The organism is Microbacterium sp. Bi98 (genome assembly GCF_918698045.1).
Taxonomy (GTDB): domain Bacteria; phylum Actinomycetota; class Actinomycetes; order Actinomycetales; family Microbacteriaceae; genus Microbacterium.
Genome location: NZ_CAKKLK010000015.1, coordinates 22336 through 35605, shown reverse-complemented (window position 1 = coordinate 35605; position 13270 = coordinate 22336). Strand labels below are relative to the sequence as shown.

Here is a 13270-nt window from a genome sequence, read left to right as displayed (position 1 = left end):
AAGGACTCTCATGCCCCGCACCCCGCTCACCACTTCGCTCGACGGCTACGAGGTCTGGTTCCTCACCGGCAGTCAGCACCTCTACGGCCCCGAGACGCTCGCGCAGGTCGCCGAGCAGTCGCAGGAGATCGCCCGCATCCTCGACGAGGCCGGCGAGGTGCCCGTGACCATCGTCTGGAAGCCGGTGCTGACGGATGCCGCAGCCATCAAGCGCACGGCCCTCGAGGCGAACGCCGACGACCGGGTCATCGGCCTGATCGCGTGGATGCACACCTTCAGCCCCGCGAAGATGTGGATCGCCGGTCTCGACGCACTGCAGAAGCCGCTCGCGCACCTGCACACGCAGGCGAACGTCGAGCTGCCGTGGGCCGACATCGACTTCGACTTCATGAACCTGAACCAGGCGGCGCACGGCGACCGCGAGTTCGGCTACATCCAGACGCGCCTCGGCGTGCCGCGCAAGACCGTCGTCGGTCATGCGAGCGACCCGCGGGTGCGCCAGGAGATCGCGACGTGGCAGCGTGCGGCCGCCGGCCTCGCGGCATCCCGTTCGCTCAAGCTCGCCCGCTTCGGCGACAACATGCGCTTCGTCGCGGTCACCGAGGGCGACAAGACCGAGGCCGAGCTGCGCTTCGGCGTGCAGGTCAACACGTGGGGCGTGAACGACCTGGCGGATGCCGTTGCCGCGGCATCCGACTCCGAGATCGACGCCCTCGTGGCCGAGTACGAAGAGCTGTACGAGGTCGTGCCGGAGCTTCGTCGCGGTGGCGACCGCCACCAGTCGCTGCGCGACGGGGCCGCGATCGAGATCGGTCTGCGGGCGTTCCTCGAAGAGGGCGGCTTCGGCGCCTTCACGACCTCGTTCGAAGACCTCGGCGCCCTGAAGCAGCTGCCGGGCCTCGCGGTGCAGCGTCTGATGGCCGAGGGCTACGGCTTCGGCGCCGAGGGCGACTGGAAGACCGCGATCCTCGTGCGCGTCGCCAACGTCATGGGCGCGGGCCTGCCCGGCGGGGCGAGCCTCATGGAGGATTACACCTACGACATGACGCCCGGCGACGAGCTGATCCTCGGGGCGCACATGCTCGAGGTCTCGCCCTCGCTCACGACGGCGAAGCCGACCCTCGAGATCCACCCGCTCGGCATCGGCGGCAAGGACGACCCGGTGCGTCTGGTCTTCACCGCCGACCCCGGCCCCGCGATCGTCGTCGCCCTCAGCGACATGCGCGACCGCTTCCGCCTCACCGCGAACGTCGTCGAGAACGTGCCCCCGCGCCAGTCGCTGCCGAAGCTGCCGGTCGGCCGCGCCGTGTGGAAGCCGCAGCCCGACTTCACCACCTCGGCCGCCGCCTGGCTGACCGCGGGTGCTGCGCACCACACGGTGATGTCGACCGCCGTCGGGCTCGAGGCCTTCCGCGATTTCGCCGAGATGGCCGAGGTCGAGCTGCTCGTGATTGACGATGCGACCACGCTGCCCGAGTTCCAGAAGCAGGTCCGCTGGAACCAGGCCTACTACCGACTCGCGCAGGGGCTGTGATGACGGGAGCCGGCCGGCCGCGCTCGGGGCGTCAGCTGCGCATCACCGGGCACGGATACGAAGCCGTGATCGCGAGCGTCGGCGCCTCGCTGCGCCTGCTCGCATTCGAAGGACGCGACCTGGTCGTGCCCTTCGACGCCGACGAGGTGCGGCCCGGATACCGCGGCACCACCCTCGCACCGTGGCCCAATCGAATCGTCGACGGTCGCTACACGTTCAGCGGCGCCGAGCATCAGCTGGCCCTCACCGAGCCCGCTCGCGCACAAGCGCTGCACGGGCTGCTCGCCTGGGCCGAGTTCGAAGACCGACTGGTGCTCGACGACCGCGTCGTGCTCGCGGCCGTGATCGAGCCGCAGACCGGCTATCCGTTCCGCGTCGAGGTGGAGACCGAGTACCGCATCGACGGTGACGGCCTTCAGCAGACCGTCACCGCGCGCAACCTCGGGACGGATGCCGCGCCCTGGGGCACAGGGCCGCACCCGTATCTCGTCGCCGGACCCGATGGCCGGGTCGATGACTGGACGCTGACCCTGCCGGCATCCGAGGTGCTGACCGTCACCGACGACCGGCTGAGCCCGGTGGCGCTCGAGGGAGTGTCCGCGCATCCGCACTGGGACTTCCGCGTTGCGCGCCCGATCGCCGACGTCTTCATCGACCACGCGTTCTCCGGCCTCGCCCGCGAGGGCGGAGTCGCCGAGGTGCGCGTGGTGACGGATGCCGGAAGCGGCGTCGTCATGACCTTCGACGAGCGCTGCCCGTGGGTGCAGGTGCACACGGCCGACAACCCCGGCATCGACGCGATCCATCGCATCGGCCTCGCGGTCGAGCCGATGACCTGTCCGCCGGACGCGTTCAACTCGGGGACCGACCTGGTCGTGCTCGAACCCGGCGCGACGCACGCAGCATCCTGGCGGATCGCCGCCGTCTGACGCGTGGCGGCCGGCCGAGTCGCTCGCGGCACGGTCGTGGCGCCGATGCGGGGCCAGTTCGGCACCCGGGACCCGGTGCGGGGTCAGTTCGGCATCCGAATGGGGCGTTTCCGGTGCGCAACTGGCCCCGCACGCAGGGTGCGGGTGCGGGTGCGGGTGCAGGTGCGGGTGACGGATGTCGCGGCTGCGCACCGCGCCTCTCCGATCAGGCGAGTGCCGCGACCAGCGCCCGGGCTGCGGATGCCGACGACTGCGGGTTCTGGCCGGTGATGAGCAGTCCGTCGACGATGGTGTGATCGCTCCACGGGTCGGTCACGTCGATGTCGGCGCCGAGCTCGCGCAGAGAGGTCTCGAGCAGGAACGGCGCGCGGTCCGCGAGCCCTCCGAGGCGCTCCTCCTCGTCGGAGAATCCGGTGATGCGCCGTCCGGCGACGAGCGGCTCGCCCGCAGCATCGCGTGCGGGCAGCAGAGCCGCGAGCCCGTGGCACACCGCGGCCAGTGGACGTCCCGCCGCGACGGTCGCCGAGATGAGCGCCGCCGAATCGGCATCCACAGCGAGGTCCTGCATCGGTCCGTGCCCGCCGGGGTAGTAGACGGCCGCGTCGGCGGCGCCGTCGACATCGGCGAGCACCAGGGGAGTGCTGAGCCCCGGGATCTCCGCGAGCGCCGCGGCATCCCCGTCGCCGAGGCTCGACGCATCGGCGACCGGCTCGACACCGCCGGGTGTCGCGAACACCACGTCGTGCCCCGCGGCAGTGAGCAGGCGATAGGGGGCGAGCAGCTCTTCGGCCCAGTAGCCGGTGGGGTGCTCGGTGCCGTCGGACAGAGTCCAGGTGCGGGCGCCGGAGACGACGAAGAGGACGGATGACATGGATGCTCCCAAGGTTCGGACGACGGATGCCGTGCGGATGCGATATCCAGGACAACGGCCCGCCATGACGAACGATTCCGATAGATTGCCGATATGAGCAATCGGAATTCCGATGGATTGCCCGACCTGGGGCTGTGGCGCACCTTCCTCATCGCGCACCGATCCGGGTCGGTGTCGGCGGCGGCGCGCAGGCTCGGACTCGCGCAGTCGTCGGTCACGACGCAGTTGCAGGCGCTGGAGGCGAGCGTCGGCGAGCCGCTGTTCGTCCGTCATGCCCGCGGCATCCGTCCGACGCCCCGAGCCGACGAGCTCGCCGCGCGGCTCTCGGGCCCGCTCGACGCGTTGGCGGATGCTCTCGGCACCCACCCGGCCCTCGAACCGCCGGTCATCCGCCTCGGCGGGGCGGGGGAGTTCCTGGCCGCCGTCGCCGCCCCGGCTCTCGCGAGTGCTGTGGCCGGCGGACTGCGGCTTGCGGTGACCACGGGCCTGGCCGACGACCTGCTCGATCAGCTGAGGGTCGGCAGCCTCGAGCTGGTGATCTCCGCCGTGCGTCCTCGCGGACGCACGCTGCCGAGCATGCCGCTGTTCGACGAGGAATTCGTGCTCGTGGCCTCGCCGTCGCTGAGCATCGACCCGTCTCCGGCCCTCTCGCCGGACGCGCTCGCGCACGTACCTCTGCTGGCATACGACCGAGACGTCCCGATCGTCCGACGGTACTGGCGCCACGTGTTCGGCATCCGTCTCGACCGGGAACCGGCTCTCGTCTTCCCCGACCTGCGCGCGCTCGCCGCCGCTGCGGTTGCGGGGGCGGGCGTCACCGCCCTGCCGACCTACCTGATCGCCGACGAACTCGCCGATGGCAGACTCGTCGACCTGCGACCCACCGAGGATCCGCCGATCAACACGCTGTATCTCGTGCGGCGACCGGGTCCGCTGTCCGACGGGGTCGCGGCCGTGGAGAAGGCGCTGCGCGCCGCCGTCGCCGACCTCTGACGCTCGTCGCGGCGGCGGTGCGGGGTCAGTTTCGCATCTGGAGTCCGGTGCGGGGTCAGTTTCGCATCCACCATCCGGTGCGGAGTCAGTTTCGCATCGGAAACGCCCGATTCGGATGCGGTAGTGGCCCCGCACAGATGCACTGCCCGGCCTCACAGATGTGCAGCCGCTCGCGCGGCGAACGCACACGACGGACGGATGCCGCACCTCACGGACGCACGCGTCTCGCGGGTGCACGCGACTCACGGATGCCGCGCCTCACGGACGCATGCACCTCATGCACGCCCCTCACGGACGGATCGCACACGGCAGGTGCGGCAGACCCGATGCGGCAGTGGCGACCGAGCCTCAGCGGTTGAGCCAGTGGCGCAGCGTGCGCGTGACCCAGGGCAGCACCCAGTAGGTCATGATCGGCGTGAGCACGACGGTCGTGGCGAGCACGCGCAGCCAGATCGGCAGCTCGTTCCAGCCGGGCACGGGGCTCAGCGCATAGGTGAAGGCGAGGTTCAGCGGGAAGAACCCGAGCCAGATCGACACGGCCTGCTTCCACCGCGGCGGAGTGCTGACCATCGCGACGGTGGTCGTCGAGCCGTCAGCGCGGGGGAGGGTGATGGTGTCGGTGGTCGGCTCGTCGAACCAGCCCTCGATGCCCGTGCGGCGGCGCACGCGCTCGCTGCGCACGAACTGCTCGCCGGTCGACTTCCACCACTCGCGCTCGCCCGACTGCTCCCACGCCACAAGCGACTTCTCGTCGGAGAAGCGGTACAGCATGTGCCAGACATGCGAGTCCTCGCCGTCGCGCACCCAGCCGGATCCGAGGAACCCCGGGTATCGGTGCGCCAGATTCACGCCGGTCTGCACCCAGGCGGTGGCGGCGGCGACATGCTCGGGGTCGACCTCGCGGCGGATGGAGACGGTGATGGGTTCGCTGGACATGGTGGGGTCCTCGGAAAGAGCGGATCGCCCGGGTCACGGGCGCCTCGACGGTGGGGGATGCGCCGGGGTGCGGGCGCGTATCCGATTGTATTTCGGATGCCGGGTGGCGCCGGTCGTTTTTCGCCGCGCGCGAAGACGGCATCTCGGGGTGCATGCCGATGCCGATGCCGATGCCGATGCCGGGTGCCGGGTGCCGGGTGCCGGGTGCCGATGCCGGGTACCGATGCCGGGTGCTTCAGAAGGCCGAATGCGCCTGCGACGGCCGGATGCCGGGAATCCGGCCGTCGCGGGCGCGCATGGCCGAGGCTGGTGCAGGGCAGCGACGCGGCATCCGTCCCCGCACTCCGCGACAGGGCGAGAATAGGAGGCATGAGCACGCGCAGCGAAGCCGTCCTGATCGATGTCGTCCGCACTCCCGTCGGACGCGGCAAGCCGGGCGGCGCGCTCTCGGGTGTGCATCCTGTCGACCTCGCGGCGGGTGCTCTCGCCGCGATACTCGAGCGCAGCGGGCTCGAGTCGAGGCAGATCGACGACGTGCTGCTCGGTTGCGTGAGTCAGGTGGGGGACCAGTCGTCGAACATCGCGCGGCAGGCTGTGCTCGCCGCGGGTTTCGACGAGTCGATCCCCGCGACGACGATCGACCGCCAGTGCGGGTCCAGCCAGCAGGCCGTGCACTTCGCCGCCCAGGGGATCATGGCCGGCGCGTATGACGCGGTCATCGTCGGCGGCGTCGAGTCGATGAGTCGGGTGCCGCTCGGATCGTCTGCGTCCGGCGGGTCGCCGATGTCGCCTCGCCTGCGTGAGCGCTACCCCGAGGGACTCGTGAACCAGGGCGTCTCGGCCGAGCTGATCGCCCAGCGCTGGGGCATCGATCGCGCAGCGCTGGATGAGTACGCCGCCGAGTCGCACCGCCGCGCGGCCGCCTCGTGGCACGAGGGATTCTTCGACCGCACCGTCATCCCGGTCGCCGAGGCTCCGGATGCCGCGGGCGACGAGACCGTGCGCGCCGGCACGACGGCCGAGGGGCTCGGGGGACTCAGCCCCGCGTTCCGCACCGACGCTCTTGCCGCCCGATTCCCGGACGTCGACTGGCGGATCACTCCCGGCAACTCCTCGCCGCTGACCGACGGAGCATCCGCTGCGCTCGTGATGAGCGCCGAGCGTGCCGAACAGCTGGGACTCACGCCGCGGGCGAGGTTCCACGCGTTCACGGTGGTCGGCGACGATCCGCTCATGATGCTGACCGGCCCGATCCCCGCGACGCGGCGCATTCTCGAACGCACCGGACTCACGATCGATGACCTCGACGCCTACGAGGTCAATGAGGCCTTCGCGTCGGTGCCCCTCGCCTGGGCCGCGGAACTCGGGGCGGATGCCGCCAAGCTCAACCCGCGCGGAGGGGCGATCGCCCTCGGGCACGCACTCGGTTCGTCGGGCACCCGCCTGCTCGGCACCCTGATCGACCACCTCGACGCGGTCGGCGGCCGCTTCGGGCTGCAGACCATGTGCGAGGGCGGTGGCATGGCGAACGCCACGATCATCGAACGGCTGTAGGCCGGCATCAGTCATCAGGCACCCGCTGTGCCCCTGCCGGGTCGATGTTCGCCGGACAAGACAGAGAAGACCCCCGCCGACCCGATTCGGCGGGGGTCTCTTCGGGAGCAGACGCTCACCGTATGCGCGGATGACGTGACTACCCGATCCGGTCTGAGTCTGTGTCCGCGCATCTGCAGTTGTAGTCGGCGAAGGTGTCCGGGCGGTGAACGCGGCGAGAAATCCTCCTCACCCGGGATTCGCGATCCTGGAAGCGTTTGCGACTTAAGACCATCAGCAACATTCACACCCCTGACTTTTCGCCAGAACACTACTGCAAGCGCTTGCAGTCATAGACCCCGCCCTGCTAGCTTCACTCGCAAGCCTCCGGACACGTCGTCGTGTCCGCCGCCATCAGGGAGCATCATTTGTTCAAGTCGGCTCGGTCGAAGACGACCGCTTCACGTCCGCTCGCCCTACTCGCCGCCACCGCGCTCGTCGTCTCGGGCTTCGGCGCGGCCGGCACTCTCGGCGGCTCATCCGCCGCGGCGGCCGATCGCACCGTGGCTCTCGTGGGCTCGCTGCAGTCCGAGCTCGGCTGCGCGGCGGACTGGGCGCCCGACTGCACCGAGACCGAGCTCGAGCCCACGGGCGCCGAGGGCATCTACTCCGCCGAGTTCGAGGTCCCTGCGGGCACGTGGCAGTACAAAGTCGCGGTGAACGACGGCTGGGACGAGGCGTACGGGCTCGACGGCGGGGCCGACGACATCCCTCTGACCGTGGCCGGCCCGACAACCCTCCGCTTCACGTTCGACGACACGCTCAAGCGCGTCGGGCTCGAGTCCACCGACCTGCGTGGCGGCTACACCTCCGACGATGAGGCGCTCATCGCGAGCCCGGCCCGACAGGCGGGTGCCGGCGAGCAGTTCTACTTCGTGATGACCGACCGCTTCGCGAACGGCGACACGGCCAACGACACCGGCGGTCTCGAGGGCGACCGGCTCACCACCGGTTTCGACCCCACGGACAAGGGCTTCTATCAGGGCGGCGACATCGCCGGAATCCGCGAGAACCTCGACTACATCGAGGGGCTCGGCACATCGGCGATCTGGCTGACGCCGAGCTTCGCCAACAAGCCGGTGCAGGGTGAGGGCGCCAACGCCTCGGCCGGCTATCACGGCTACTGGATCACCGACTTCACCCGCATCGACCCGCACCTCGGCACCAATGAGGAGCTGCAGGCGCTGATCGCCGACGCGCACGCCCGCGACATCAAGGTGTACTTCGACATCATCACCAACCACACCGCCGACGTCATCGACTACGCCGAGGGGCAGTACTCCTACATCGACCAGGCGACGAGTCCCTACACGGATGCCGCGGGCACGGCGTTCGACCCGGCCGACCACGCGGGCACCGACGGGTTCCCCGAACTCGACCCGGCGACGAGCTTCCCCTACACGCCGGTGATCGACGACAGCGAGGCCGACGTCAAGGTGCCGGCCTGGCTGAACGACCCGTCGCTCTATCACAACCGCGGAGACTCGACCTGGTCGGGGGAGTCGGTCACATACGGCGACTTCAGCGGACTCGACGACCTGATGACCGAGCACCCGACGGTGGTCAACGGCTTCGTCGAGGTCTACGACAAGTGGATCGACCTCGGCATCGACGGTTTCCGCATCGACACCGTCAAGCATGTGAACTTCGAGTTCTGGGAGAAATGGACGGCCGACGTCCTCGACTACGCGCACGAGAAGGGCAACGACGACTTCTTCATGTTCGGCGAGGTCTACGACGCCGACCCCGTGAAGCTCGCACCGTACGTGCGAGACACCGACATGAACTCGATCCTCGACTTCACGTTCCAGTCCTCCGCCGTCAGCTACGCGTCGGGCAATTCGGCCAAGGGCCTGCAGTCCCTGTTCGCGGGCGACGATCGCTACACGACACCCGACTCGTCGGCGACGGCACTGCCCACGTTCCTCGGCAACCACGACATGGGCAGGGTCGGATCCTTCCTCCAGACGACGGATGCTCCGCTCGAGCGCGACGAGCTGGCGCACGAGCTCATGTTCCTCACCCGGGGTCAGCCGGTCGTCTACTACGGCGACGAGCAGGGCTTCGCCGGCCCCGGCGGCGACAAGGACGCCCGGCAGTCGCTCTTCGCCACCCAGGTCGCCGACTACGCGAATCAGAACCTCATCACCGGCGAGCAGGCCGGCTCGGTCGACCGCTATGCGACGGATGCCGCGCTCTACGAGCACATCGCCGCGCTGTCAGAGCTCCGGGAGTCGAACCCGGCGCTCAGCGAGGGCGCGCAGATCGAGCGGTACGCGGCGTCCGGTGCTGGTGTGTACGCGTTCTCCCGCGTGGATGCCGACGACAAGGTCGAATACCTGGTGGCCGTGAACAACGCCGCCACCGCGCAGACGGTCGACCTCACCACGCTGACCGCCGACGCCTCGTACGAGGTGCTCTACGGTGACGCCGCGTCCCTCGCCACGGATGCCGGTGCGGCCGCCTCGATCACGGTGCCGGCTCTGTCGGCGGTGGTCTGGAAAGCCGACTCGACCGTCACGGCGCCGTCCGAGGCGGCATCCGTCGAGGTCGTCGTGCCCGCCGCCGGAGCCGGTGTCACCGGACAGTCCGCCGTGCAGGCCGACATCGCCGATCAGTGGGCGCAGACGAGCTTCGCCTGGCGCGTCGTCGGCTCCGAGGAGTGGCAGGCGCTCGGCACCGCGGAGGACACCGACCCCCGCGTCTTCCACGACATCCGCGATCTCGCGAACGGCACGCTCGTCGAATACCGGGCCGTGACGACGGATGCCGCGGGCAACCACGCCGCAGCCTCGACGTACGCGTCGGTCGGCAACGCCGTGACGCTGACGGCCGGCGAGGAGCCCGAGTCTCCGATCGACATGGTGACCGTGCCCGGCAGTCTCAACTCCGAGATGGGCTGTGCGGGCGACTGGGACCCTGCCTGCGAGAAGGCGAAGCTGACCCTGCGCGCCGACGGCGTATGGGAGGGGACCTTCGATCTGCCGGCCGGCGACTACGAGTACAAGGCGGCGATCAACGGCAGTTGGGCCGTCAACTACGGTGCGAACGGTGTGCCGGACGGCTCGAACGTCACGCTCACCCACGCGGGCGGGCCGATCACCTTCTACTTCGACCCGCGCACGAACATCGTGCAGTCCTCGGCCGACGGACCCATCGTGACGCTGCCGGGCTCTCTGCAGGACGAGCTCGGCTGCGCGGCGGACTGGTCTCCCGACTGCCTCGGCACCCTCATGGCCGACGGCGACCGCGACGGCGTCTACGAGTTCTCGACCGCCGACCTCCCCACCGGAGCCTACGAGCTCAAGGTGGCGCACGGCCTGAGTTGGGCTGAGAACTACGGCGCCGACGGAGTGCCGGGCGGCGCGAACATCTCGTTCAGCGCGGCCGAGGGCAGCGTGACGTCGTTCCGCTACACGCTGGCGACGCACGTCCTCGAGGTCGTGAGCGCGGACCCGCAGCTCCCCGGCACCGGAGAGCAGCGCGCACAGTGGGTCGACGCCGAGACGATCGCCTGGCCGGCGACTCTCGGGTCTGTCGACAAGGCCGCCTATCAGCTGTACTCCTCGGCGGACGCCTCGCTCGCGGTGGCAGACGGCGACATCGCGGGTGGCGAGTCGATCGCGCTCGAGGTGATCGAGGGCGGCCTGACGGACGAGCAGCTCGCCCGGTTCCCCGCGCTCGACGGATACCTCGCCCTGCGGGTGACGGATGCCGATGCGGCGGCACTGCTGCGCGCGCAGCTCGCGGTCGTCCAACGTGACGAGACGGGTGCGCCCTCCGCATTCACCGGCGTGCAGATCGCCGGGGTTCTCGACGATCTCTATGCCGCAGCCCTCGACGACGTCGACCTGGGCGTGACGTTCTCGGGCAAGAAGCCGACGTTCCGGCTGTGGGCGCCGACGGCGCAGAGCGCGACCCTTCTCACCTGGGACGAGGGCGCCGAGGGCGACCCCGCTCGGCACGAGGCCGCGTGGGATGCGGCGTCCGGCGTCTGGTCGGTCGCGGGCGCCAAGGATCTCAAGGGCGACGAGTTCCTGTGGGAGGTCGTGGTCTATGCGCCGACGACCGGTGCGATCGAGACGAACCGGGTCACCGATCCCTACTCGACGGCGCTCACTCTGAACTCGCGGCGTTCGGTCGCCATCGACCTCGACGACAAGGCCTGGCAGCCGAAGCAGTGGCAGAAGGCCGAAGCGCCGGTCGTCGAGCGCGCGGTCGACCGGGCGATCTACGAGCTGCACATCCGCGACTTCTCGATCAGCGACGAGACGGTTCCGGCCGACGAGCGCGGCACGTACCTGGCGTTCACCCGCGACAGCGCGGGCACCGATCAGCTGAAGCAGCTCGCGGATGCCGGAATCAACACCGTGCACCTGCTGCCCTCCTTCGACATCGCCTCGATCGAGGAGGACCGCGCAGCGCAGGCGGTGCCCGACTGCGACCTCGCCTCGTTCGGCCCGGCCGACGCGGCACAGCAGGCGTGCATCCAGGCGGTCGCGGATGCCGACGGCTTCAACTGGGGCTACGATCCGTACCACTACTCGACGCCAGAGGGCTCGTACGCGGTCGACGCCGACGGCGGCGCCAGGGTCAGCGAGTTCCGGTCGATGGTCGGCGCTCTCCATGACATGGACCTGCAGGTCGTGCTCGATGAGGTGTTCAACCACACGGCGGCATCCGGTCAGGCCGAGAAGTCGGTGCTCGACCAGGTCGTGCCCGGCTACTACCACCGGCTGAACGCGGCCGGCGGCGTCGAGACCTCGACGTGCTGCCAGAACGTCGCGACCGAGCACCTCGCCGCGCAGAAGCTCATGGTCGACTCGATCGTGACCTGGGCGCGCGACTACAAGGTCGACGGCTTCCGCTTCGACCTCATGGGTCACCACTCGACGACGAACATGCAGGCGATCCGCGACGCGCTCGACGCCCTGACCCTCGCGAAGGACGGCGTCGACGGTTCGGCGATCCATCTGTACGGCGAGGGCTGGAACTTCGGCGAGGTGGCGGACGATGCGCTGTTCGAGCAGGCCACCCAGGGGCAGCTGGGAGGCACCGGCATCGGCACGTTCAACGACCGCCTGCGCGACGCCGTGCACGGCGGCAGCCCGGTCGACTCGTCGTCGACGTTCCGTCAGGGCTTCGGCACCGGTCTCGGCACCGACCCGAACGGCGATCCGATCAACGGCACGGTCGAGCAGGCGCTCGCCGACCTCGGCCACGAGACCGATCTCGTCAAGCTCGGGCTGGCGGGCAATCTGCGCGACTTCGAGTTCACGACGAGCGACGGCTCGGTGACGGCGGGAGAGGCGATCGACTATCGCGGCTCCGCGGCGGGCTATGCCGATCAGCCGGACGAGACGATCAACTACGTCGATGCGCACGACAACGAGACGCTCTACGACCTCTCGGTGCTCAAGCTCCCGGTCGACACGACGATGGCCGACCGCGTGCGGATGAACACGCTGGAGCTCGCGACCGTGACGCTCTCGCAGTCGCCGTCGTTCTGGCACGCAGGCACCGAGCTGCTGCGGTCGAAGTCCCTCGATCGCAACAGCTACAACTCCGGTGACTGGTTCAACCGCATCGACTGGACCGGTCAGGAGTCGACGTTCGGCTCGGGGCTGCCGACCGCGGCAGGCAACGAGGAGAAGTGGCCGATCATGGCGCCGCTGCTCGCCGATCCTGCGCTCAAGCCGGCCGCGGCCGACATGGCGGCCGCAGAGGCATCCGCTCTCGATCTGCTGCGCATCCGCGACGAGGTCGATCTGCTGCGGCTCGGCTCGGCCGAGCTGATCCAGCAGAAGGTCACGTTCCCGAACGGCGGGGCGGGGGCGGCTCCGGGCGTGATCTTGATGCAGATCGACGACCTGACGGGTCCCGACGCCGACGCCGATCTCGACGGGGCGCTCGTCGCGTTCAACTCCTCTCCTGCGCCGGTCACGCAGACCGTCGCGGGGCTGGCCGGGCGTTCGTTCGCGCTGACCCCGGCTCAGGCGAACGGAGCGGATGCCGTGGTCAAGACCACGACCTGGGACGCCGCGACCGGCACCGTGACGATCCCCGCCCGGTCGGTCGCCGTGCTGGTCGACGACCAGGTGCAGCCGATCGATACGCGGGTGCGCGCCTCCTCCGACCTGCTGGTGAAGTCGGGCAAGAGCGCCACCGTGAAGGTCACCGTGGCGGCCGACGACGGCAGCGCGCCGGTGGGCACGGTGACGGTGCACGAACGCGGCAAGGTCGTCGCCACGGTCGAGCTGGCTCCCTCCGACAAGGGCAGGGTCACCGTCTCGGTGCCGAAGCTGAGCCGTGGGGTGCACCTGCTCACGGTCCGCTTCGACGGCACGGAGCCGTGGCAGGACTCCCGCAGCACGCGCAGCCTCCCGGTGATCGTCTATTGAGGTCGAGGGGTGC

Annotated in this window: 7 protein-coding genes; 5 read left to right on the top strand and 2 right to left on the bottom strand. The window is 69.8% G+C overall.

Annotated features, from left to right (window positions below):
* Positions 1-10: 10 nt before the first annotated feature.
* Both araA and LQZ85_RS16470 read left to right on the top strand, forming a co-directional pair.
* Positions 11-1534, top strand: a complete 1524-nt coding sequence (gene araA / locus LQZ85_RS16475; RefSeq protein WP_056280610.1) for an L-arabinose isomerase — start codon at positions 11-13, stop codon at positions 1532-1534.
* Positions 1534-2463, top strand: a complete 930-nt coding sequence (locus LQZ85_RS16470; RefSeq protein ID WP_056280611.1) for an aldose 1-epimerase family protein — start codon at positions 1534-1536, stop codon at positions 2461-2463. The genes araA and LQZ85_RS16470 overlap by 1 nt, the downstream gene beginning before the upstream one ends.
* 205 nt (positions 2464-2668) lie before the next feature.
* Here the strand turns inward: LQZ85_RS16470 and LQZ85_RS16465 are convergent, their stop codons facing one another.
* Positions 2669-3334, bottom strand: coding sequence for a type 1 glutamine amidotransferase domain-containing protein (locus LQZ85_RS16465; protein WP_230101228.1), 666 nt, complete (start codon positions 3332-3334; stop codon positions 2669-2671).
* 93 nt (positions 3335-3427) lie between these two features.
* Between LQZ85_RS16465 and LQZ85_RS16460 the strand changes: the two genes are divergently transcribed.
* On the top strand, positions 3428-4327 hold the full coding sequence (locus LQZ85_RS16460; RefSeq protein WP_056280618.1) for a LysR family transcriptional regulator: 900 nt from the start codon (positions 3428-3430) through the stop codon (positions 4325-4327).
* A 348-nt stretch (positions 4328-4675) separates the two neighbouring features.
* Here the strand turns inward: LQZ85_RS16460 and LQZ85_RS16455 are convergent, their stop codons facing one another.
* Entirely contained in the window at positions 4676-5263 is a 588-nt protein-coding gene (locus LQZ85_RS16455; RefSeq protein WP_053097861.1) for an antibiotic biosynthesis monooxygenase, read from the bottom strand.
* 369 nt (positions 5264-5632) lie between these two features.
* On the opposite strand from LQZ85_RS16455, the gene LQZ85_RS16450 reads away from it, so the two are divergent.
* Together LQZ85_RS16450 and pulA are read left to right on the top strand one after the other, a co-directional pair.
* Positions 5633-6817, top strand: a complete 1185-nt coding sequence (locus LQZ85_RS16450; protein WP_056280621.1) for a thiolase family protein — start codon at positions 5633-5635, stop codon at positions 6815-6817.
* 380 nt (positions 6818-7197) lie between these two features.
* Entirely contained in the window at positions 7198-13257 is a 6060-nt protein-coding gene (pulA, locus tag LQZ85_RS16445; RefSeq protein WP_230101227.1) for a pullulanase-type alpha-1,6-glucosidase, read from the top strand.
* Positions 13258-13270 lie beyond the last annotated feature (13 nt).

Bases quoted from the DNA above. Each gene is read 5' to 3' on its own strand.
- LQZ85_RS16460 (WP_056280618.1), top strand. From the start codon at position 3,428: ATGAGCAATCGGAATTCCGATGGATTGCCCGACCTGGGGCTGTGGCGC.
- LQZ85_RS16450 (WP_056280621.1), top strand. From the start codon at position 5,633: ATGAGCACGCGCAGCGAAGCCGTCCTGATCGATGTCGTCCGCACTCCC.
- LQZ85_RS16470 (WP_056280611.1), top strand. From the start codon at position 1,534: ATGACGGGAGCCGGCCGGCCGCGCTCGGGGCGTCAGCTGCGCATCACC.
- araA (WP_056280610.1), top strand. From the start codon at position 11: ATGCCCCGCACCCCGCTCACCACTTCGCTCGACGGCTACGAGGTCTGG.
- LQZ85_RS16465 (WP_230101228.1), bottom strand. From the start codon at position 3,334: ATGTCATCCGTCCTCTTCGTCGTCTCCGGCGCCCGCACCTGGACTCTG.
- LQZ85_RS16455 (WP_053097861.1), bottom strand. From the start codon at position 5,263: ATGTCCAGCGAACCCATCACCGTCTCCATCCGCCGCGAGGTCGACCCC.